Raw genomic sequence first — 21363 nt, forward strand, 5'->3', positions numbered from 1 at the left:
ATAGAATTTGCAGTAAAAGATTTTTGATATTAACAAGGCGAAAAACACAGTCATAGCCTTAGCTATGGCGAGTATTTTCAACACAGTTAAGATTAAAAAGATTGCTCGAATAAACTATCAATAATTTAGATTCATTACTTACCTAAAACAAGCAATTTACTAACCTTTAAACAAAAAAATAATGAACGTAGTAAAAGTAATAACCCTCTTAATGACCTCCTGCCTTTTATTCTCCTTTGTGTTTTTGAGTGGCAGATGCGAGTTTTGCAATGGGCAATATGTTGGTACAACCTGCTCTAAATCTAGCAATCCTGTCGGAACTTGTATTATTGTCCGTGAAGGAAAATGCAGCTATTGTGGTGGCAGTTATGCAGGAACCTCTTGTTCCAAAAGCCCAGTAGGAACCTGTGTTGTCCCCAAAGCTAAAAAATGCAGTTATTGTGCGGGTTCTCTATTAGGAACGACCTGTTCCAAAAAAAGCCCGACGGGTAAATGTGTTAGTGTACGCTATTAAATTTCTAAGTTATAAAAATGAACCTTAATTATGTTAAAAAATAAATTACTTATCGGGCTGCTATGTTGGTTTGCTTATAGTACTTGCCAAGCACAAATTACCTTGGATAATACGTATTCGATTACCAATAGTTATCAAGATATGCAACCTGTACTTTTAGAAAGTGCAGGGACTAAGTATGCAATATTTGACCAAGGGAATCTAGAATTAAAATTATACAATTTGGATCATTCTATATACAAAACAATTACTGTAAATACTCCATCTGACCTTTATGACCCTGTTGCATTTCCACACTTTAATGCGGCTTATTTCTATTATGTAAAAGAAGGTTTATTTGATACCGATAATGAGGTTGAATTTATGCTTCATTATCAAGCCTGCCTTACTTCTGGCTGCTCTACAACAGTTACTGCTATTGCTATTATTAATGAGGATGGCAGTGTTTTATTTCAGCAAGATGATACTGGAATAAAGGGGACAAGTACCTATTATTTACAACATACCAATACGCCTAGTAGTATTATAAATGCTAGTGATGGGACAAGTAAAATGATTCTTAAAAATACGGTTGGTCCGAATATATATGTCTACAATCTTCCTGGAACGTTAATGTGTGATCCTTGTGGTGGAACAACTGGAGCTCGATATACTGAAGCCAATAGTGGTGTAGTGCTTAAACAAAATGCCCCCAATCCTAGTACAACCTATACCGTTGTTGGATATGAATTGCCAGAAGAAGCCGATAGGGGCACATTAAAAATATACAATACCAGTGGTATTGAGCTAAAAAGCTATCAAGTAGACAAGTCATTTGATCACCTTCAAATCTCTACCCAAGATTTACCTGCTGGTACTTATTATTATACCATTCAGACCAATATAGGGCAAGTACAAAGCAAAAAAATGATCGTAGTAAAATAAACTCACCTACGATATAAAATTAATTAAAATTTGGATGATTGTTTGCTTAAAGCACCAATGAGATCCTAGCCTAAATTTTAAAAAAATGAGAACAATACTTCTAAATATATTTTTGATTACTTTTCACTTAACTACATCTGCTCAAACTTTTCAATGGGCAAAAGGAATAGGAGGAACTTGGGATCAAATCGTTGATGATATGGTTCATGATGCTGCTGGTAATATGTATATGGTAGGGCATTTTTACGGAACCGTAGATTTTGACCCAGGACCCAATATTTATAATTTGACAGCAGCGGGTAATATGGATATATTTATAACCAAGTTGGACGTTAACGGAAACTTTGTTTGGGCACATCAAATTGGAAGTACTTACTCTTACGGACATGGAAAATCTATTACTGTTAATACTTATGGCGACATAGTAATTATTGGTGAAATTTCAGGATCTGGAGCGGTAGATTTTGACCCAGGACCCAATACTGTTAATGGGAATAATTTTGAAGGAGACGTCTTTATAGCGCGTTATAACTCAAATGGTAATTTTGTTTTTGTCAAAAACTTTGGAGAGAATTTTAGCAGTAGTAATTATGAGTATGATATTGTTTTTAGTGAAGCTTATAGTCTATTGGGGGCTGCTATTTATGTTACTGGAAAATTTTCAGGAACAGACGATTTTGACCCTAGCGCTGCTACTGTTAATTTAAGCTCAAATGGCAATAAAGACATCTTTGTGTGTAAGTTTAGTTATTCAGGGAATTTAATATGGGCAAAGAGCATGGGAGGTACACAAGATGATGAAAGTACTGCAATGACAACGGATGCATCTGGAAATATTTATATAACTGGAAATTTTCATGGAACTGTGGATTTTGACCCTGGACCGAGCACAACTTTCTTAACCTCTTATGGCAATTCGGATGTATTTGTTATTAAGTTAGATGCATCGGGCAATTTAGTTTGGGCGAGGCAGTTGAGTGGTACCTCGTCAGAGCGTAGTAAATCTATTGCGTTGGATAATGCTGGGGCAGTATATATAGGTGGGGAATTTTCTGGAACGATTGACTGTGACCCTAGTAATGCTACACTGCATAATTTAACCACTTCATTAACTTCTTATAATGGCTTTCTTACTAAATTGGATGCCAGTGGTAATTTTGTTTGGGCAAAGAATGTAGGAGGGCAAGAAATAGAAGGCATCTGTATTACGAGTACAGGGGAGGTTTGTATAGGAGGTTCTTTTAGTAATACGGTAGATTTTGACCCAGGGCCTAATGTGTTGACAGCTACGGCAAATAGTTGGTCAGATATATTTATGACTAAGTTGGATGCAGCGGGCAATTTAGCTTGGACTAGACAATGGGCCTCTTCGGGAGGGGGAACTGGTGCGGACTATGGTAAAGCGATGTCTATTTATAATAATGATATCTACCTAGCAGGAACGTTTGAAGGAAGTGTTGATTTTGATCCTAATCAAGGGGTATCTTATTTAGCCTCAGCAGGAGGAGAGGATATTTTTGTGTTAAAAATGAATGAGACAACAACGAGTGTAGAAAAACACAGGACTAAAAGTTTAACACTCAATGTTTTTCCCAATCCTACGCCAAATAATATTCATATTCAAGCCCAGACGAACTTAAAAGGGGTAGAAATATACAATCTAGAGGGGCAACTGATTCGTAGCAAAAGGATAAACAACCAAACAGAGATAGATTTAGATTTGAGTGATTTACCATCTGGTTTATATCTTTTGACCTTAAACGATGAAAAAGGGCAGTCTTATCAGCAAAAAATAATTAAAAAATAAGGTTCTTTGACAACTCTATCACGACCACAGAGAACCCAGGTTGCTGGCTCACGAGTGATAACAAACCGACCTCAGGGAGCTCATAAGCGCTAGCGCACTAGCTAACCTAGCAGCGCAGTTAAGTAAATCGTGTATGATTTGTCAAAGAACGAAAAATAAAACACTTAATCTTCTTTAAATCTCTATCTATGATCTACCTGAGGGTACTTAATTATTACATCATTCAGACCAATATAGGGCAAGTACAAAGCAAAAGAATGATTGTAATATAATAAAAAACTTTATAAACATAATTCTTACAAAGGCAGGAATTAGTATATGAAAAAATACATAAAATGTAACCTGAGGTAAGACGTGTTTTAAATGATATGAGCTGAAAATGAACGTTTTATTGGAGTTGAATTAGTGCTTTGTTGAAAAAAAGTATAAAATTTTGTTGGACTCTTTAAAAGTTCTAAAAAATATGTTTATCTTCGTTTTATCTTTGTGTTTATTTGTTTGGGTTTTTAGGACTCTTCCTTCTAGTAATAGTTGGAAGAGTTTTTTTTTGAATTAAAAAAAGGCTGGACTTTATAGCCAACTTTTCAAACTTTATTTCCTTATTTTGTTTTAGAGCTAGATGTTGTATCTTCGGACTAATAAAAAGATACTTTTATACACGATTATCTGCTACTAATGTCAATAAAAACAAAGATTGTTTACCAACTTGCCAAGGTCATTTCTAAAAAGGTAGAACGAGATGCCAATCATGCCATCAAGTACCAACAACAACTCCTTAAATCCTTATTAAAAACGGGAAAGCACACCTTATTTGGGAAAGAACATCATTTTCATACCATCAAAAATTACGAGGAATTTAAGAAAGCGGTGCCCTTGGCAGATTATGAAGACTTAAAGCCTTATATTTATCGAATTAACGCAGGTCAATCTAATGTTTTGTGGAAAGGAATGCCCAAGTACTACGCCAAAACCTCTGGGACTACTTCTGGAGCCAAATTTATTCCATTAACCAAACAAAGCATCCCCAATCATTTTGGAACCGCTCGTAATGCCATCTTTCATTATATCGCAACAACAGGAAATGTGGATTTTATGGATGGTAAAATGATTTTTTTGTCGGGCAGCCCAACTTTAGAGCCACATTATGACATACCAACAGGTCGTCTGTCGGGAATTTCTAATCATCTAATTCCCAATTGGCTCAAAAAAAGCCAAATGCCTTCTTATGCCGTTAATTGCATTGAAGATTGGGAAACTAAATTAGAACAAATTGTCATTGAAACGGCTAAGGAAGATATGCGCTTGATTAGTGGCATCCCTCCTTGGGTGCAGATGTATTATGAGCGTCTGTTGGAGTATACAGGAAAAAAAACAGTGCTAGAGGTTTTTCCAAATTTTTCTATGTTTGTTTATGGCGGGGTGAATTTTGAGCCCTATCGAGCTAAATTAGAAACCTTAGTTGGTGGACGTATTCCAAGTATAGAAACCTATCCTGCCTCTGAGGGCTTTTTAGCGTTTCAGGATCAACAGGAGGATAATGCCCTGTTGCTGAATGTTAACTCTGGAATTTTCTTTGAATTTGTGCCCGTAGAGGAAATGTCAAAGGAACAGCCTACCCGATTAGCATTAGAACAGGTAGAAATAGGGGTTAACTATGCTGTAATTTTGAATACCAACGCAGGGCTTTGGGGTTATAAAATAGGAGATACCATTAAATTTGTATCGATTAACCCTTATCGAATTGTTGTGACTGGCAGGGTGAAGCACTTTATTTCTGCTTTTGGAGAACATGTCATTGCTAAAGAAGTAGAAACAGCCCTGTTGTCTGTAGCGGCACAGCACAATATTCCAATTGTAGAATTTACCGTAGCACCACAAGTTAATCCCCCCAATCAAGAAACACCTTATCACGAATGGTTTGTTGCCTTTGATCAAATGCCTGAAAATTTAGCTATCTTTGAGCAAGCAGTAGATCAGCAAATGCAAGCACAGAATATCTATTACAAAGATCTAATAGAAGGGGGAGTGCTACAAACACTAAAAATTCGTCCTTTGCAAAAAGACGCATTTCGAAAATACATGAAGTCTATTGGTAAGTTAGGAGGGCAAAACAAGGTGCCTAGACTTGCCGATAATCGAAAAATTGCTACTGTATTGGAGCAATATATTCTTAAGAAATAAAGTAATAATAATTAATAATGTTTACAGGAATTATTAAAGAACTAGGAACGGTTCAAAAAATTGAAAAAGAAGGCACTAATGTGCACATTACCATCGCAGCCGAAATGACTAAAGAACTCAACATTGATGAAAGTGTCGCACACAATGGGGTTTGTTTGACGGTTGTGGCTATTGAGGGCAATACTTATACCGTGACGGCTATCGAAGAAACGTTATTAAAGACGAACTTGGGAGCTTGGAAGGTCGGTACGGCTGTGAATCTAGAACGAGCGATGGTTTATAATGCTCGATTGGATGGGCATATTATACAGGGGCATGTTGATAAGACAGGAACTTGTGTAGGCATCAAAGAGGTGGATGGAAGTTGGTATTTTACCTTTGAATATGAAGAAACAGAGGAACATCTTTTGGTAGACAAAGGTTCTATCTGTGTGAATGGAACGAGTTTGACCGTAGTTGATCCTACTCCCAATCACTTTTCAGTAGCAATTATTCCATATACCTTTGAAGAAACGGTATTCAAACATATGAAAATTGGTGATGCGGTGAATCTTGAATTTGATATTTTAGGAAAATACATTGCTAAATATGCCAAATTGTATGCTGGAAAAGTTTAAAAAATAAGGTCTAATATAGAACAATTCTATGTTGATTTTATTAAAGGGGCTGAGTGGCATTAGTGGCTGAACTAGTTTATTTTAGTGTATAAAATTTATTGTTAAATGAAGTATAATAAACACTAAATAACATGAATCAACAAGAAATGTTTAGTCACTTAAACCGTCTAACCAACTTAGGGGTTTTGATTGGAGTTGCCTTTGTTTTGCTAACGGGAATGGTTTTACAGGAAGGTTTATCTAATGGCTTTGATAAGCAAGAAAACTACGGATTGTGTGGAACAAAATCTGAGCCTGTGATTACTTGTGGAAATTGTATGCAAACAAGCGGGAAAATGTCTTACGAAATTCGAGAAGGAAAAACCTTATTTTTAGAAAATTGTGCTTCTTGTCATAATAACGATATGGTGTCGGACATGACAGGGCCTGCTTTGTATGGGGTAACAGAACGCTGGAAAAAACGAACCGATTTATATCGTTGGATTCAAAATTATCAAGAATTGGTTGATGAAGGGCATCCCAGAGCAGTTGCCATGAAAGATTGGGCTGCTTCTGAAATGGTAATCTTTCCGAACCTAGATACTACTCAAATTAGCCAAATCTTAGCATATATAGAATACAAATGACAACACTATTTAAATTAAGCTCGGTGGGAATTAGTTTTTGGCTATTACTATTGATTAGTTGTGGTGCAGATTCAACCCCCGTTACAGCTCCAACAATTAGCTCAACACCCACAACACTAAATACCACTTCCAAAAAAGGAAGAAGGTTATTTTTGAATAACTGTGCTGCTTGTCATAATATAAATATGGTGGATGATATGACAGGTCCCGCTTTATATGGGGTAGAAGAACGTTGGGAAAAACGCAGTGAATTGATACAATTCATTCAGAACCCTCAGGAGTTGATTAATAACAATCATCCTCGTGCTGTAGAAGTAGCAGCTTTGTGGGCTAGCGAAATGACCGCATTCCCAGACTTAGATAGTGCTGATATTGTAGAAATATTGGCATTTATTGAGGAAAAAGGGGCAAAAAATAATTAAAAGAAGAAAGGTAATTTGAAAATTACGATTTGCTATCCATTTTCAAATTACCCTTTTTTACCCTAAAAAAAATAGAAAGAGGCTTAAGATTGTTTTAATTCATGCCATGTTTTGTAGGCGGCATAATCTTGTACTTTCAAATCTTCAGGAACCGATCTCAAGGGCTCACATTCTCTAAGCGTTTGTTGACATTCTAGTGGAAGTTTCTGATACAGAGCAGTGCCTTCTGTTTTCCAGTTGACCATTTCATCCGAAAGGTCTTTGATAATCTTGGCAGGATTGCCAACCACCAGTTTTTGGTTTGGAATTTTGGTGTTGGCAGGAACAAAGCACAGCGCTCCAATTAAGCAATTGTCTCCAACTTCTACATCATCCATTAGCACTGCATTCATGCCTACTAAAGCATTTTTTCCTACCGTTGCACCGTGAATAATAGCACCATGCCCAATGTGTGCGCCTTCTCTTAGGTACACTGTTTTGCCAGGAAAAATATGCACCACACAGTTTTCTTGGACATTGCAGCCATCTTCGATAATAATTTGACCCCAATCGCCTCTCAGAACGGCTCCAGGACCAATATAAACCTTGGCACCAATAATAACATTGCCTGTAACATTGGCTTGTGGATGAACAAAAGCAGTTTCGTGGACAACAGGTTTATAACCGTTAAATTCGTAGAACATAATGGATTTATTTTATTAAAATTAGTTCAAATGGTTGAATGTTTTTTGAAGCTTGATGTTGCCACCAACCTTGAAAAGTACAGTTGCTAAAAAAGCAATCAAAGGATTCTCTTATTTTCCCTTTTTTCATTCTATAAAAGGTAATTTTTTGAGCAGTTTGACTTGAAATAAGCCCCTCTATAGGAAATTTTGATTTAGGGTGCTTAAGATACCAATATTCTCCACTTATTTCCAATTTATCTCCTTTAGGTCTGCTTGTAATTTGCATTTTAATTGGATTGTTTTTTCCAATACTCCCTTCAAAAAGGTGGCTTGCTTCCGTTTTAAAATTAAAATTGGTGCAAGGCGAATTAAGCCATGTTGTTTTGCGAGGAAGTGCTTTGATTTGATAGCTTGAATTTTTCCACTCCCAAATAATAGGAGCATTTTTAGAATAGTGCAACTCAATATTTTTGCCGTTTATGGAAGGATTAAAACTAGAACTTATCGCTTCTAAGTCTTCTGTGCCAAACCAAGTTTTCCAATTGGGGCGATTGTTGTTGAGTCCTTGTTCAGAGTAACTTTTTTCTTTGAGGTGATAACCCTCGATTTCATTTTCTTGCGATGATTGTTGATAGGAAAATTCAAAAAACGGAAGATGTTCTGTAACGATTGTGGTCATCTTAGAAGGAAAGGTATGGGCACTAATATTAGTCCATTGTTGCGCTTTATTTCTTTTCCAAACAGCAAGTGTTAGGGCTGGATTGTAACCGTAAACAGATTTAATCTCCGATCGCATATGATCTCGTTCATAGATGTTGTCTGCGAGTGCCTTATCTGCCCCCGCAGCAATGAGCTCTTGCTCTAATGCTAAAATGGCATCGTGATAGGCTGCTTGGTCTTCCGAAAATGATTCCATGTCTTGCCGCCAATAGTGGCTGTGTACATTCATCAGAAGGACAGTGGGAGTAGCTCCACCTTCTAATAAGACAAAATGTAAGGTATTTTGTTCGCCGCCACCTGTGCCATTCCAGCCCGTTTGCAGAGCAAGGGAGGTCGGTGTTTGTTCAACTAGTTCAGCTTCCCACACATTATCTATGATGCTAATATCACCATCTTGTAGGGTTAGTGTTATTGTTCGACCTAGCATGGCATTAAGCTCATTAGCATAAATAGCCAGAGGAGGTAATTTAGAATTGTAAGCATAAATCAACGGAGATTGAGATACCATCAACAATAAAAAAAATAAAGAACGCATAGTGTTTTTTTTGAAAATAAAATGAGGAGTTGTTTGATCATTTGAGAACTAGAGTTGTTTAATTTAGAACAAAAAGACTTAAGTAAATGAATACCTCTTACTAACTTAACAGTCTAGCCAAAGGAATAATAAGCGCATAGAACAGTTATATATCTTGGATGAGTTCTTGCGTGAACCTAGGAGATGTCTAAGATGGACTAATTTTGGAAAAGTGCTACACTTAATTAAAAAATCCTACGCAAGAGTTGATTTCTTTTTGTAATTTTGCATCGTTCATTAGTTCGGTGAAAAACCTTATTGGGTTGATTTGTAGGTGTTTAGTGAGTAAAGGGAGCGCCTTTAAAAGCTTATAAATCAGTAGTCATTACCGAACTATTAATAATTAAAAAGTATATTGCTCTTTTGGCAATAAAAAAAACAAGACTAAAGTTATATATAATATAAAATATTTTTTTCTTGACTTAGGATTTTAAGAACAAAAATTAATAAAATAATAGCGTAAACAACAGCAATGGGATATTTTATAATGGGAATGCAACTCTTATTGAGTTTGTCAATATTAGTTACTTTACATGAGTTTGGACATTTTTGGACTGCCAAAAAATTTGGAATGCGAGTCGAAAAATTCTACTTATTTTTTGATGCTTGGTTTCCTTTATATAAAAAGAAAATAGGAGAAACAGAATATGGGATTGGCTGGTTGCCTTTAGGGGGGTATGTCAAAATATCAGGCATGATTGACGAAAGCATGGATCGTGAAGCCATGGCAAAACCTCCGCAACCTTGGGAGTTTCGTTCTAAACCCGCTTGGCAGCGTTTGATTGTAATGATTGGCGGGGTAACCGTGAATTTTATTTTAGGGATTTTCCTTTTTGCTATGTTGGCTTGGGTTTATGGCGATAAATATTTACCCAATGAAAATGCAGTACATGGCATTGCTTGTTCTTCTTTGGCCAAAGAAATGGGGCTTCAAGATGGAGATAAAATATTAGCAATTGGTGACGAACCTTTTGAAAAATTTAACTCTGGGATCGTAACAAGCAAAATGTTATTGGATGAAATCTATGATTTAAAAGTAATGCGGGATGGCAAAGAAGTGACGATTAGAGTTCCCGATAGTACAGTATTAAAATTGCCGAAACACAGCAAGAAAAAATTGCGTTTATTTGAACCACGAGTGCCTTTTGTGATTGGTAGTGTTTCTAAGGATATGCCAGCAAAAGCAGCAGGACTAGAGAAAGAAGATTCAATTGTTGGTTTTAACAATACACCAACTCCCTTTTTCTCTGATTTTAGAGCATTGGCGAGACAGCACAAAGATCAAGATGTTGTGGTTGATTTTTATAGAAAAGGAGAACGTAAAAGTTTAACCATACATACAACCGAAAAAGGACAAATTGGCGCTGGGACTTATGGTCCAGAACGATATTTTGAATTTGGACGCATCAAATATGGTTTTTTTCAATCGTTTCCTGTTGCCTTATCTAAAAGTTATAACTTTTTGGCCTCACAAATCAAAGCATTTGGTCAAATGTTTACAGGAAGGATCAAGGCTACAGAGAGTTTAGGTGGTTTTATTGCCATTGGTCAAATGTTTCCTCCTTATTGGGATTGGGAACATTTTTGGAGAATGACGGCTATTTTGTCTTTGATTTTGGGCTTTATGAATTTGTTGCCAATTCCTGCACTGGATGGGGGACACGTTATGTTTTTATTGTTTGAAATTGTAGCACGTAGACCTGTTAATGAAAAGGTATTGGAGTATGCTCAGGTAGTGGGAATTGTCTTATTGTTAGGGCTGTTGTTATTTGCCAATGGCTTAGACATTTATGGCTTGATTTTTCCATCTTAAATTTGTTCTGTTAGAAAAGTGTTAAAATGCCAACTTCATACACTTGTTTTCCGTTTAAGAAAGTAAGAATAGAAACATTATAAAACATGGGGAATTAGCAGATGTTGTTAATTAGCCTCATAACTCAATTTAAATTATGAATACTAAATATCTTCTTGCGTTATTATTTGGATTCTTCTCTTTTGCGATCGTTGCACAAGAACAATCTGATATTGTAGAGGTGTATGGATTGATTGTAACCAAGGGAGAAAATGCAAGATATGCTTATGTGCCTTTTGTTACGGTTGCGGTCAAAGGAACAACTCGTGGAACTTATGCTAATTATGAAGGGATGTATTCAATTGTTGTTAAAAAGGGGCAAACACTAACTTTTTCTGCGGTAGGTTTTGAAGACAGAGAGATTGTGATTCCTGAAGATATTGATGGAATGTATCATAGCCTTAAGGTGGAATTAATGCCAGCATCAATTAATATTGATGAGGTGACGGTATTCCCTTGGCCTGATCGTGATAACTTAGCGGCTGAGTTTTTGGCAATGCAACCTAACCGTGCAGGTCAATTAGAGGCGATTGCTAAAGAGAATTTAGAGCGAAATCAGTTGTTGGCAGTTGCTAACAATACCAGTATGGATGGGCGAGAAAACTCTATTCAATACCTGCGTCAACAAGCAAGCGATTATTCTTATCAAGGGCAACAAGCTCCACAATCTATTTTTGATCCTATTGCTTGGGGGAAATTCTTTAAGCAATGGAAGAAGAAAAAGCACAGCGCTAAAGAGGAGCAAATGATTAAAATATTAGAAGGAGAAAACCAACGATAAATCAACCCTTTTAATAGGATAAACGAAGGGACGCTTTGGCTATGCCAAAGCGTCCCTTTTGCGTTTTGGAGCAAGATAAAATGCTATTGGTTTGTATTGGGACTAGACAAAGTTTCAATCAACTCAATGGCTACTTTATTGAGGTTGTCAATTGCTAAAGGAATGTCCCAGTTGTCTTTGTTTCGAGGTTCTACATAATTAGAAATAGAGCGAATTTGCAGGCAATCTATTTGATGTTGCAAACAAGCATAAAAGACCGCAGCACCTTCCATAGATTCCAAATCTGCGGGATATTTAGCCTCAATTTTTTGGATGCTTTCAGCCGACCCATGTACTTTATTGACCGTAATAGCAGTTGCCTGTGGCAAGAATTTATTTTCGGTATTGGGAGCATATAATTTGCCATTGATATAAGGCGCTTCGTTCCAATCTACTAATTGCAATTCAAATAAATCCGTAAAAGCACCATTGGCTTCTTCAACCCCAACATCGGCAAAACGGTCGTTGATAACTTGCAATACTTGCCCAATGGCTAAGGCTCGATTAAAAGCGCCTGCAATTCCCAAGTTAAGCACCAAATCAAACTGGTGTTGAGCAAGTACCGTAGCCAATGCAAAAGTAGTGTGTATGGGACCCACGCCAGCCACTAAGATATGAATATCAATCTCTTTAGAAAAAAAACGTCTGTTCTCTTTGTTTTTGAAATTAGTGTTTAAATACGTTAATAAGGGCATAATTTCAAACTCGGTGGCACTTACAAGAAGTAGTTTCATAGTAATTGTTAAATCTTTTAATTGCGTGAAGAGGCATAAAAGTAGTATTTTTCCTAAAAATAAGGAATAGCAGTAAGAGAAGTTGTAAAAAAAAGGCTCTTTGATAAGTTTTGTGATAAGCTCTTAGCAATTACGATCTGTGAAACTATATGCATCGTAAGTTATAAGTAGAAAGTCGTAAGGTTTTATTTTGATAATAAATAACTTACGACTTTCTACTTATAACTAATATCCTATTAACTACTTCAAAGGGCAATTATTTTTTAGTATTCCATTGTTATTAAGTAAAAAAAATAAGTGAGGATAACATATTTACCTAAAATTATACAAACATGAACAAACAAAAAATTGGTTTATTGCTGGGACCTAGTTTATATTTTTTGATTTTGTTGGGGATGGATCTCGAAGGTTTATCTCCTAGAGGACAAGCAGTTTTGGCAACCACTTTTTGGATGGCAATTTGGTGGGTGACAGAAGCCGTTCCCATTGCTGTTACGGCACTTTTGCCCTTGGTTTTGTTTCCATTGGCAGGAGCCATGACGATAAAAGAGACAGGTGGTCTTTATGGGCATCCAATTATCTTTCTTTTTGTGGGAGGTTTTATGATTGCCTCAGCGGTTGAGCGTTGGAATTTGCACCAGCGAATTGCATTGGGAATTATTGCAAAAATAGGAAGTGCGCCCAAGTCTATCATTTTAGGATTTATGGTTGCGACAGGCTTTTTGTCCATGTGGATTTCCAATACAGCCACCACCATTATGATGGTTCCTATAGGAATTGCTATTGTTAAACAACTAGAAACAAAGCATCTAGCAAAAGCAGACCATACCTTTGCCAAGGCATTGCTCCTAGGGATTGCCTATGCGGCTTCTATTGGAGGAATTGCAACCTTGATTGGAACGCCAACCAATGTGATTTTTACAGGGGTGGTTACTGAAAAATACGGCGTTGAAATTTCTTTTGCGGCTTGGATGTTGTTTGCCATGCCTATTGCTGTTGTTTTATTATTCATTTGTTGGTATTATTTGGTAAATATAGGCTTTGATCTTTCCCCTTTTGAGGAAGAGGACAGCGCAACGAGTTTAAATAAAATAAAGAATTACCAACGGGACTTGGGAGGGATGAGCTATGAAGAAAAAGTTGTGATTGCCGTTTTTGGGGGAGTTGCGTTGGCTTGGATGACTCGATCGTTCTTACTCAATCCATTTTTTCCGCATTTAACCGATACCATCATTGCCATTATTGGAGCGATTAGTCTGTTTATTATACCAACGAAAAACAGCGTCCCCAATAGAGAAGTCGTTGATACCTCCTTAGATGACCTTGACGATAGCCCCGCTACAATTTTAGATTGGGAAACGGCGGTAAAAATACCTTGGGGAGTCATTTTATTGTTTGGGGGAGGGCTGTCCTTAGCCAATGGATTCGACAAAACAGGATTGGCAGCTTGGATTGGCACACAAATTAGCTTATTGGGCGTTTTGCCACTGTTTTTATTGCTATTGTTGCTCATAGCTGCCGTTAACTTTTTGACAGAGATCACTTCCAATGTGGCTACAGTTTCTATGATTTTGCCCATTTTAGCTTCCTTATCCATGACGATTGGAGTACATCCCTATGTTTTGATGATTGGAGCAACTTGCGCTGCTTCTTGTGCCTTTATGTTGCCAATTGCCACTGCGCCAAATGCGATTGTTTTTGGTTCTTCTTATATTCAAATAGGGGACATGATTAAGGCAGGGATTTGGTTGAATTTACTCTCGATTCTTTTATTTTCGCTCTATGTTTATGTGGTTATGCCGCTTGTTTTTGGAATTGATTTGTATGGGAGTTTGTAGTTGGAATGCAGAAAAACTGCCTATTCGATACTTTAAAAGAAGGAAAATCCATCTAATATAATCCAATAGGCAGCAAGCATTTCGTTAAAATAGTATTAGCTTATATTTAGGTGCGTTTTCCAGTAATTGGTTAAGAATAAGTTGTTAGGATCTAGTTCTTGACGAATATTCATCCAATCGTTCCATTTAGGATATTGCTGCTCTATATAATTGCTGGGAACAGAAGGCGTGTTTTGGACTAAAAATTTCCCCCAATGCAGTCGATAATCAAAATCTTTTAACAAATCCCAAAACTGAGGATAGAAACGGTCAGTTGGCTGTTCATAATTAGACCCAAACCAAAATACATCTACCCGCACAACATCTTTGTCATAAGATGGACTCATCCAAAACTTGCTTTTAGTGGTGGCATAAAACTCATAGGAGAAGGTATCCGTTTCATCAAAGCTAGCTTGTTCAAAAAAATCATTCATCTTGTTCATAACAGCCTGCGTTTGATCAACTGGAATCCAAATTTCAGTAAACCAAGTTGGCAATAAGTGGTCGTCTATTTGATTATCCATGGGTAAACCTTGCCACCAAGTATCCCAAAATTGTTGCGGTCCAGCATCGCCATCTAATTTGACAAAAACATTCTTAAGAATGGAAGGGTAAAAATTTTGAAAAGCATCCATATCGGCAAAAAGTTGATCAAAAATTTGCTTCCATGGATCCTCTAATGGAGCATTTCGATGCCCAATGAGCAAGTAGAACAAGCCCCCCAAAGCTTGTAGCACCAATTCAGACATGCGGGTTAATTTATCAGCCAATTCTTTTGCCTGTTCATAAGGGATATTATTTTTATTTTGGCTACTTAGATGTGCTGTTTTATCATTAATTAATTGGAAAATTTGAAGTGCCTTTTCATGATCTTGTCGCATGATAATTCCCCTTACTTGATCAATGATTTGCAGGAATTGTTCTTCGTGTTGATTGACAAAATAATCCAATTTTAGAAAAATGTCAACGGGCAATTGTTGAAGTTTTTCAGCGGTAACCAAATATCCCATCTCAACATAAGGACGGCGGTTAAAATCTTCAGCAGTTCCTGTTTGACTAGTATAGTCACTAGCGATCATACGATGAGCTTTCCAACTGACAATATGGTTAACACCTTTTTGGGGCCACCATAGAATACGAGAATATTCTGCTAACTGTGGGTTTCTACTTCCATCAGCTAAAGGTGCGTTTCGCAAAAAATCTTCATAACTGGGGTGGGTGGCTGTTCCTGAGCCCAGTAAATCCATTTCTGCATCAACTAAAGTGGTAATGGCTTCAGACCCCATGATATGATAACGTTCGGTACATTTAAAAGTAACTTGAGTAACAATCCCTAATAGTCCCATTGAGACACCCGCTGCATAAAATTTACTAGGGTCTGGATCTGTTTTGCTAAACGTATGGATAGATCCCGTTCCATCAATTAAGCGGATGGCTTCAATACTATCGCCTAAGTCGTAATTTAACGACCCACCAGAAGAACCCGTTGCCAAAAAGCCAGCAACGGTCTGATGCCGAATTCCTCCTAAGTCAGGGAGTGCTAAGCCTGCTTGGTCTAGTTGATACAACAAACTGTTTTCAACGGTAGACGTTCCACTTGGATCATAGGGATCTTTTCCTAAATTAACACCTGCTTGACAAGTAACCGTCATATTCTCTGAGTCGATGAATACAGCCCTGTATTGATCTAGCATAATGTTGATGCCTGTTGTAGGAGTAGGGGGACTATTGGTATAAATGGCTTTTTTTACAGAATGGGCAGAACCACGAACTCGGATTTTTAGCCCTTCTGTTTGTGCTGTTTTGATGAGCTCTATAATTTGATCTTCTGTTGTTGGATGGTAAAAGCCATCAGAACCTATTTCTAAGGTTTTGTTTGTTGGATGATCTTTTGTAATCATGTTGTGTACGTAAAATTTTAATTGTGAATTGAAAGTTGATATAAGAATTAAAAGCAATGAAGTATTATTGTTATAAATATATAAATTATTTATTTTATTTATAACAATAAATAATATGTTTATCGAAAAGATTGTAAGATTTGTAAATGAATTATAGAAGTTTAAGATCAACTTAAAAAGCCCCAATAATAAAATGAGAACTTCGCAGATTTATTTATAGGTGATTTAGGATTGACTGTAAAGGATTATTTTTTTTACTAACAATTAGACTTAATCCACTAATTTTAGTAGCTTTGCGCCAAGCTTAAAAACTGAAAAAATAAATTTATACAATAACAAAATAAACGTAGGAAAATGGCTACTAACAGAACGCTAACAATGATCAAACCTGACGCTGTAAAAGCAGGTCATATTGGAGGTATCTTAAACCAAATCAATGAAGCAGGTTTTAGAATTGTTGCAATGAAAATGACTCAATTGACGCAAGCAGGTGCAGAAGCTTTTTATGCTGTACACAAAGAAAGACCTTTCTTTGGCGAATTGGTAGAGTTCATGACTTCTGGTCCTATTGTAGCAGCAATCTTAGAAAAAGACAATGCTGTTGCTGATTTCCGTACTTTGATTGGTGCAACCAATCCAGCTGAAGCAGCTGAAGGTACTATCCGTGCAAAATATGCAAAAAGCATTGGTGAAAATGCTGTTCACGGTTCTGATTCTGACGAAAATGCTGAAATTGAAGGTAACTTCCACTTTGGTGGTGTTGAGCAATTCTAAGAGAATATAACACAAAAAAAAAGAGCGGTCTCGATTATTCGAGACCGCTTTTTTTTGCATTATTTTGTACAGCTGGCTATATCTTTTATCTTTAAGAACTTACAAATCTAAATGTTATCCATTTTAAGTAACTACGCATAACCAATCCTGTTTCGTTACTTAATCAATCAAGGTATAATCGTAGGGTGAGAAAGCTAGATGCTCGTTCTAACATCTAGTGACAACTGAGCTAAAAATAGCATTAGGCAGGGTAAAAGAGGGCGATATTAAACGGTTGAAAACAAGAATGGATTTCAATTCTTTTATAAAAGTGCCCCCTCAAAACTACAATGTATGAAATACGTGAACCTACTGTGCCTTTTATTACTCTGTGCTTGTACCAACGATCAAAAAGATGTTCGGGAATTATTAAACGAAACCAATAGCAGCCACGAAAAGCTCAAAGATTACCTTTTTCAAAGACTTAGCCCAGCGCAGACAGGGGTTGACTTTCAGAACACCATCACCCAAACAGAAGATATTAATATCCTTTCTTGGGATTATTTATTTAATGGAGGTGGTGTGGCAGTTGGCGATTTAAACAATGATGGCTTGCCAGATTTGGTGTTTACGGGGAATCAGGTTGAGAATGAGATTTATTTAAATCAAGGGGGATTAAAATTTGAAGCGGTAAGCCAAAAATCAGGCATCAATCTCAAAAATGCGGATGGCAAACCTTCTTGGCATACAGGGGTAACCTTGGCGGATGTCAATAACGATGGTTGGTTAGATATTTATATTTGCCGTTCAGGTATCAAGGATATTTATACCCAACCAGAGAATCTACTGTTTATTAATCAAGGAGACATGACTTTTGTAGAAGAAGCCAAAGCTTATGGTATTAACGATGGGGCTTATTCTACTGGAGCTACGTTTTTTGATTATGACAAAGATGGTGATTTGGATTTGTATGTCAACAATCATTTTTCGGATTTTAACAGGAGAACGACCTTTGAAAATGCTCAAAAGCGAATTGCTGCTAATCCTGCTTTATTGCAAGCCAATTCTTCTCACTTGTACAAAAATGAAGGTGGAAAATTTATTGATGTCACGGCTGAGTTGGAGATGTTGCGGTATGATTATGGTTTGGGAGTTGTTGCTGCTGATCTTAATAATGATGGTTGGACAGACTTGTATGTGTCTAATGATTATACACAGCCTAATGTTTTGTGGATCAACCAACGGGATGGAACCTTTTCAGATGAGATTAAAGGACAAATGAAACACGTTGCTTATTTCTCAATGGGTTGTGATGTGAATGATTTTAACAACGATGGCTTTCCTGATATTATTGCTGTAGATATGGCGGCAAAGGATCATGTTACTGCAAAAACTTCCATGGCATCCATGCAGCCTGCCTATTTTAAAAAAATGACGGAATATTATGGTTATGTACCACAATATATGTTCAATGAATTGCAATTAAATCGTGGAAATGGGCAGTTTTCAGAAATTGCTAATATGGCAGGAACGGCAAAAACAGAGTGGAGTTGGGCGCCTTTGTTCGCTGATTTTGATAACGATGGGCTTAAGGATTTAATCATTTCTAATGGCTATAAGCAAAACTCCTTAGACAATGATTTTCGAGTTAAATTAAGAAACCGAAAAGTAGAACTACAAGGAAAGCCTATTCCTGCTGCTGAACGAATGCATTGGATTCAACAAATTCCGAGCTACAAAGCCAAAAATCACTACCTAAAAAATACGGGGCAACTCCATTTTGAAGATAAGAGAGATCAATGGATTCAGTCTATTCCTTCTTTGTCAAATGGGGCGGTTTATGCTGATTTGGATCAAGATGGCGATTTGGATTTAGTGACCAACAACATTGATGCCCCTGCTTCCATTATTCAAAATAAGACAAAGGGAAAAAGTTACTTGCAAGTAGAGCTAAAATCTAAAACCAATAATTTTGCAGCTTTGTTGAATGCCAAGGTCTTAGGGTTTAAGGGAGAAACAATTTTTTATCAAGAATTGACGCTGAGTAGAGGCTTTCAATCGGCTGTAGAGCCCTTAATCCATTTTGGTTTGGGTGATTTGAATAACTTGGATAGTTTGGTGGTTAAGTGGCAAAATGGAAAGCAGCAAAAATTAAGCTCTATTGAGGTCAACCAAAAATTAACGATTTATTGGGAAGATGCCAAGGACAAGGCGACCAATTTGCCTCAGCGAGCGCACCGAACCAACAGGGCCAAGTCCTTGGGGCTTGATTTTGCTTATGCTGATAATCAATTTGATGATTTTAAGAAAGAAATTTTATTGCCACACAAAATGTCTACTTTGGGAACTGAGATTGCTGTAGGGGATGTCAATGGAGATGGACGAGAAGATTTTTACATTGGAGGAAATCTCAATCAAGCAGGACAATTGTATCTCCAGACAGCAGCAGGAACTTTTTCGGCTCAATCTGTGGCAGCTTTTACTAAGGACAAAGCATTTAAAGATTTGGGATGCTTGCTGTTTGATGCCGATGGCGATCAGGACTTGGACTTGTATGTTGCGAGTGGTGGCGGTGGGGAAGTAGTGGGAAAAGAAGCGTTGTTACAAGATCGGTTGTATATTAATAACAAGGGAGATTTTAAACGCCAATTATCCTTTCCTACTTTAACCACTAGTACCAAGGCAATAGAAGCTTTTGATTTTGATGCCGATGGTGATTTGGATTTGTTTGTAGGAGGCCGAAATGTAGCAGGGCGTTACCCCAAATCTCCCAGGTCTTATTTTTTAGTCAATGACGGGAATGGCAATTTTGAAGATAAAATAGTGACTGTTGCCCCTCAATTGGAATATGCTGGTTTGATTACGGATGTTTTAAGCACGGATTTTAATAAAGATGGAAAACTAGATCTTGTTATTTGTGGGGAATGGATGCCCGTTGGTTTTTATCAGCAAGAAAATGGTCATTTTCAGAATGTAACTGCAAAAATTGGTGATCCCCTAAAATTGGGCTGGTGGCAATCTCTGATCGAATATGATGCCGATCAAGATGGCGATTTAGATATTGTTGCAGGGAATTTGGGGGCTAATAATAAATTTCACCCTTCTGTTCATCGACCGATGAAGGTATATTTTAGAGATTTTGATCGAAATGGAACGGAAGACATTTACTTGAGTGTTAATTATGAAGGCAAAGAAGTTCCTGTTCGAGGTCGAGAATGCAGTTCTCAACAGATGCCTTTCATCGCTGAAAAATACCCTACTTATGGGCAATTTGCGGCAGCCGAAATAGGGGATATTCTAGGAATGAAAAATATAGATAGCTCCTTGGTTTATGAAGTAAAAGAATTTAAGCACACCTTGTTTTTTAACGAACAACAACAATTCAAAAAAACAGCACCGCTCCCCATGGAAAGCCAAATGTCTTTGGTGAGAAGTATGGCTTTGTTTGATTGGGATAAAGATGGTACAAAAGATCTTTTGACCGTTGGTAATTTAAAAGATACAGAGGTAGAAACAGCGGCTTATGATGCAGGGCTAGGAACGGTACTTGTCAACAAAAATGGGCAACTAAAGTCGTTATCTGTACAAGAATCAGGCGTTTCTTGGAGTGGAGAAACTAGAGCAATCCAATTGATTCGGTTGAATACGGGAAAAACCGTTGCTTTAATAAGCAAGTACGGCGAGAAAATGGAGGCTTATTTTTTACCTTAAATATAAAAAATATGAAGATGATGGAAAATGATAGCATAAATTGGGGCTTGTTGCTTGCAATTATTGGGTTTTGGTGCTGTATGGAATTGGGAATGAATTTAAGTCTTAGTGGCGTGGATTATCCGAATGCATTACAGCATTTCAGAGGAATAGATTTACCCATTTATATGAGTTGTGCCCATTTCTTTTAGTGCAAGTTTAATATTGATTTTATTTGTCTATTGCTAAACGTCAATAGATCATTGCAAAAAAAACAGACTATGGAGACTATTTTAGACGATTATGAAGCTGAAAATGAACTGTTGCCTTACCTTAAGCTTCGTAATGAGGAGCTAGCGGATGTTATTGCCTTACTAGAGGAGAATGGTGTTTATTTTGAGCTAAAAAAAGTAATGGGATCAATGAACGACACAGGGATTGTTCCTATGGCAGCTACACAATTGGGAAATATAGACACGATTGTTTATGTAGCAGAAAATGAGCATACTTTGGTTGATGTTATTATGGAAGCCTATTATGAAGAACGGGAAGCGATACCCAAAAATGAAGAAATACAACTTACCGAAAAAGATAAGGGCAAGAATCAAGCGTTTATTCTATTATCTATCTTATTTTTGCTATTTATTCTATTGAGAGCATATTTTAAATTTATAGAAGCATAGTCT

Annotated in this window: 18 protein-coding genes; 14 read left to right on the plus strand and 4 right to left on the minus strand. The window is 37.0% G+C overall.

What is annotated here, in order from left to right; translation table 11 throughout:
* Window positions 1-181 precede the first annotated feature (181 nt).
* From AsAng_RS03980 to AsAng_RS04010, 7 genes are all read left to right on the plus strand, one after another.
* Entirely contained in the window at window positions 182-514 is a 333-nt protein-coding gene (locus AsAng_RS03980; RefSeq protein ID WP_264791492.1) for a hypothetical protein, read from the plus strand.
* Window positions 515-544: 30 nt separating this feature from the next.
* Window positions 545-1438 carry a T9SS type A sorting domain-containing protein gene (locus AsAng_RS03985; RefSeq protein ID WP_264791493.1) on the plus strand — a complete coding sequence of 298 codons (894 nt, stop codon included), beginning with the start codon at window positions 545-547 and terminating at the stop codon, window positions 1436-1438.
* An 85-nt stretch (window positions 1439-1523) separates the two neighbouring features.
* Window positions 1524-3245 (plus strand): T9SS type A sorting domain-containing protein, encoded by a 1722-nt coding sequence (locus AsAng_RS03990; RefSeq protein WP_264791494.1) that lies wholly within the window; start codon window positions 1524-1526, stop codon window positions 3243-3245.
* A gap of 675 nt (window positions 3246-3920) precedes the next feature.
* Window positions 3921-5426, plus strand: a complete 1506-nt coding sequence (locus tag AsAng_RS03995; protein ID WP_264791495.1) for a GH3 auxin-responsive promoter family protein — start codon at window positions 3921-3923, stop codon at window positions 5424-5426.
* 17 nt (window positions 5427-5443) lie between these two features.
* Window positions 5444-6043 carry a riboflavin synthase gene (locus AsAng_RS04000; RefSeq protein WP_264791496.1) on the plus strand — a complete coding sequence of 200 codons (600 nt, stop codon included), beginning with the start codon at window positions 5444-5446 and terminating at the stop codon, window positions 6041-6043.
* Window positions 6044-6174: 131 nt separating this feature from the next.
* Entirely contained in the window at window positions 6175-6669 is a 495-nt protein-coding gene (locus tag AsAng_RS04005) for a c-type cytochrome (protein ID WP_264791497.1), read from the plus strand.
* Window positions 6666-7091 (plus strand): c-type cytochrome, encoded by a 426-nt coding sequence (locus AsAng_RS04010; protein ID WP_264791498.1) that lies wholly within the window; start codon window positions 6666-6668, stop codon window positions 7089-7091. The genes AsAng_RS04005 and AsAng_RS04010 overlap by 4 nt, the downstream gene beginning before the upstream one ends.
* 83 nt (window positions 7092-7174) lie before the next feature.
* On the opposite strand, the gene AsAng_RS04015 is transcribed toward AsAng_RS04010, so the two are convergent.
* On the minus strand, window positions 7175-7774 hold the full coding sequence (locus tag AsAng_RS04015) for an acyltransferase (RefSeq protein WP_264791499.1): 600 nt from the start codon (window positions 7772-7774) through the stop codon (window positions 7175-7177).
* A gap of 7 nt (window positions 7775-7781) precedes the next feature.
* Window positions 7782-9011: a hypothetical protein gene (locus AsAng_RS04020; protein WP_264791500.1), complete on the minus strand. Its 1230-nt coding sequence runs from the start codon at window positions 9009-9011 to the stop codon at window positions 7782-7784.
* A gap of 511 nt (window positions 9012-9522) precedes the next feature.
* On the opposite strand from AsAng_RS04020, the gene rseP reads away from it, so the two are divergent.
* Window positions 9523-10863, plus strand: coding sequence for an RIP metalloprotease RseP (gene rseP, locus AsAng_RS04025; RefSeq protein WP_264791501.1), 1341 nt, complete (start codon window positions 9523-9525; stop codon window positions 10861-10863).
* Between the two features lie 136 nt (window positions 10864-10999).
* Window positions 11000-11683 (plus strand): carboxypeptidase-like regulatory domain-containing protein, encoded by a 684-nt coding sequence (locus AsAng_RS04030; RefSeq protein WP_264791502.1) that lies wholly within the window; start codon window positions 11000-11002, stop codon window positions 11681-11683.
* Between the two features lie 83 nt (window positions 11684-11766).
* On the opposite strand, the gene mqnB is transcribed toward AsAng_RS04030, so the two are convergent.
* On the minus strand, window positions 11767-12456 hold the full coding sequence (mqnB, locus tag AsAng_RS04035; protein ID WP_264791503.1) for a futalosine hydrolase: 690 nt from the start codon (window positions 12454-12456) through the stop codon (window positions 11767-11769).
* 332 nt (window positions 12457-12788) lie between these two features.
* On the opposite strand from mqnB, the gene AsAng_RS04040 reads away from it, so the two are divergent.
* Complete coding sequence (locus tag AsAng_RS04040) at window positions 12789-14294, plus strand: SLC13 family permease (protein WP_264791504.1); 1506 nt, start codon at window positions 12789-12791, stop codon at window positions 14292-14294.
* 95 nt (window positions 14295-14389) lie between these two features.
* Here AsAng_RS04040 and AsAng_RS04045 read toward each other — a convergent pair whose 3' ends face one another.
* Window positions 14390-16234, minus strand: a complete 1845-nt coding sequence (locus AsAng_RS04045) for an FAD-binding protein (RefSeq protein ID WP_264791505.1) — start codon at window positions 16232-16234, stop codon at window positions 14390-14392.
* 354 nt (window positions 16235-16588) lie between these two features.
* Between AsAng_RS04045 and AsAng_RS04050 the strand changes: the two genes are divergently transcribed.
* From AsAng_RS04050 to AsAng_RS04065, 4 genes are all read left to right on the plus strand, one after another.
* A complete protein-coding gene (locus tag AsAng_RS04050; protein WP_264791506.1) occupies window positions 16589-17008 on the plus strand; it encodes a nucleoside-diphosphate kinase in 420 nt (139 codons plus the stop codon).
* A gap of 333 nt (window positions 17009-17341) precedes the next feature.
* A complete protein-coding gene (locus tag AsAng_RS04055; protein WP_264791507.1) occupies window positions 17342-20698 on the plus strand; it encodes a VCBS repeat-containing protein in 3357 nt (1118 codons plus the stop codon).
* A 17-nt stretch (window positions 20699-20715) separates the two neighbouring features.
* A complete protein-coding gene (locus AsAng_RS04060) occupies window positions 20716-20889 on the plus strand; it encodes a hypothetical protein (RefSeq protein WP_264791508.1) in 174 nt (57 codons plus the stop codon).
* 69 nt (window positions 20890-20958) lie between these two features.
* Window positions 20959-21360 carry a hypothetical protein gene (locus tag AsAng_RS04065; RefSeq protein WP_264791509.1) on the plus strand — a complete coding sequence of 134 codons (402 nt, stop codon included), beginning with the start codon at window positions 20959-20961 and terminating at the stop codon, window positions 21358-21360.
* Window positions 21361-21363 lie beyond the last annotated feature (3 nt).

This window comes from Aureispira anguillae (assembly GCF_026000115.1).
GTDB classification, from domain to species: Bacteria; Bacteroidota; Bacteroidia; order Chitinophagales; family Saprospiraceae; genus Aureispira; species Aureispira anguillae.

Bases quoted from the DNA above. Each gene is read 5' to 3' on its own strand.
- AsAng_RS04050 (WP_264791506.1), top strand. From the start codon at position 16,589: ATGGCTACTAACAGAACGCTAACAATGATCAAACCTGACGCTGTAAAA.
- AsAng_RS04030 (WP_264791502.1), top strand. From the start codon at position 11,000: ATGAATACTAAATATCTTCTTGCGTTATTATTTGGATTCTTCTCTTTT.
- AsAng_RS04065 (WP_264791509.1), top strand. From the start codon at position 20,959: ATGGAGACTATTTTAGACGATTATGAAGCTGAAAATGAACTGTTGCCT.
- AsAng_RS03985 (WP_264791493.1), top strand. From the start codon at position 545: ATGTTAAAAAATAAATTACTTATCGGGCTGCTATGTTGGTTTGCTTAT.
- AsAng_RS04040 (WP_264791504.1), top strand. From the start codon at position 12,789: ATGAACAAACAAAAAATTGGTTTATTGCTGGGACCTAGTTTATATTTT.
- AsAng_RS04000 (WP_264791496.1), top strand. From the start codon at position 5,444: ATGTTTACAGGAATTATTAAAGAACTAGGAACGGTTCAAAAAATTGAA.
- AsAng_RS03980 (WP_264791492.1), top strand. From the start codon at position 182: ATGAACGTAGTAAAAGTAATAACCCTCTTAATGACCTCCTGCCTTTTA.
- AsAng_RS04020 (WP_264791500.1), bottom strand. From the start codon at position 9,011: ATGCGTTCTTTATTTTTTTTATTGTTGATGGTATCTCAATCTCCGTTG.
- AsAng_RS03995 (WP_264791495.1), top strand. From the start codon at position 3,921: ATGTCAATAAAAACAAAGATTGTTTACCAACTTGCCAAGGTCATTTCT.
- AsAng_RS04045 (WP_264791505.1), bottom strand. From the start codon at position 16,234: ATGATTACAAAAGATCATCCAACAAACAAAACCTTAGAAATAGGTTCT.
- AsAng_RS03990 (WP_264791494.1), top strand. From the start codon at position 1,524: ATGAGAACAATACTTCTAAATATATTTTTGATTACTTTTCACTTAACT.
- rseP (WP_264791501.1), top strand. From the start codon at position 9,523: ATGGGATATTTTATAATGGGAATGCAACTCTTATTGAGTTTGTCAATA.
- AsAng_RS04010 (WP_264791498.1), top strand. From the start codon at position 6,666: ATGACAACACTATTTAAATTAAGCTCGGTGGGAATTAGTTTTTGGCTA.
- AsAng_RS04055 (WP_264791507.1), top strand. From the start codon at position 17,342: ATGAAATACGTGAACCTACTGTGCCTTTTATTACTCTGTGCTTGTACC.
- AsAng_RS04015 (WP_264791499.1), bottom strand. From the start codon at position 7,774: ATGTTCTACGAATTTAACGGTTATAAACCTGTTGTCCACGAAACTGCT.
- AsAng_RS04005 (WP_264791497.1), top strand. From the start codon at position 6,175: ATGAATCAACAAGAAATGTTTAGTCACTTAAACCGTCTAACCAACTTA.
- AsAng_RS04060 (WP_264791508.1), top strand. From the start codon at position 20,716: ATGATGGAAAATGATAGCATAAATTGGGGCTTGTTGCTTGCAATTATT.
- mqnB (WP_264791503.1), bottom strand. From the start codon at position 12,456: ATGAAACTACTTCTTGTAAGTGCCACCGAGTTTGAAATTATGCCCTTA.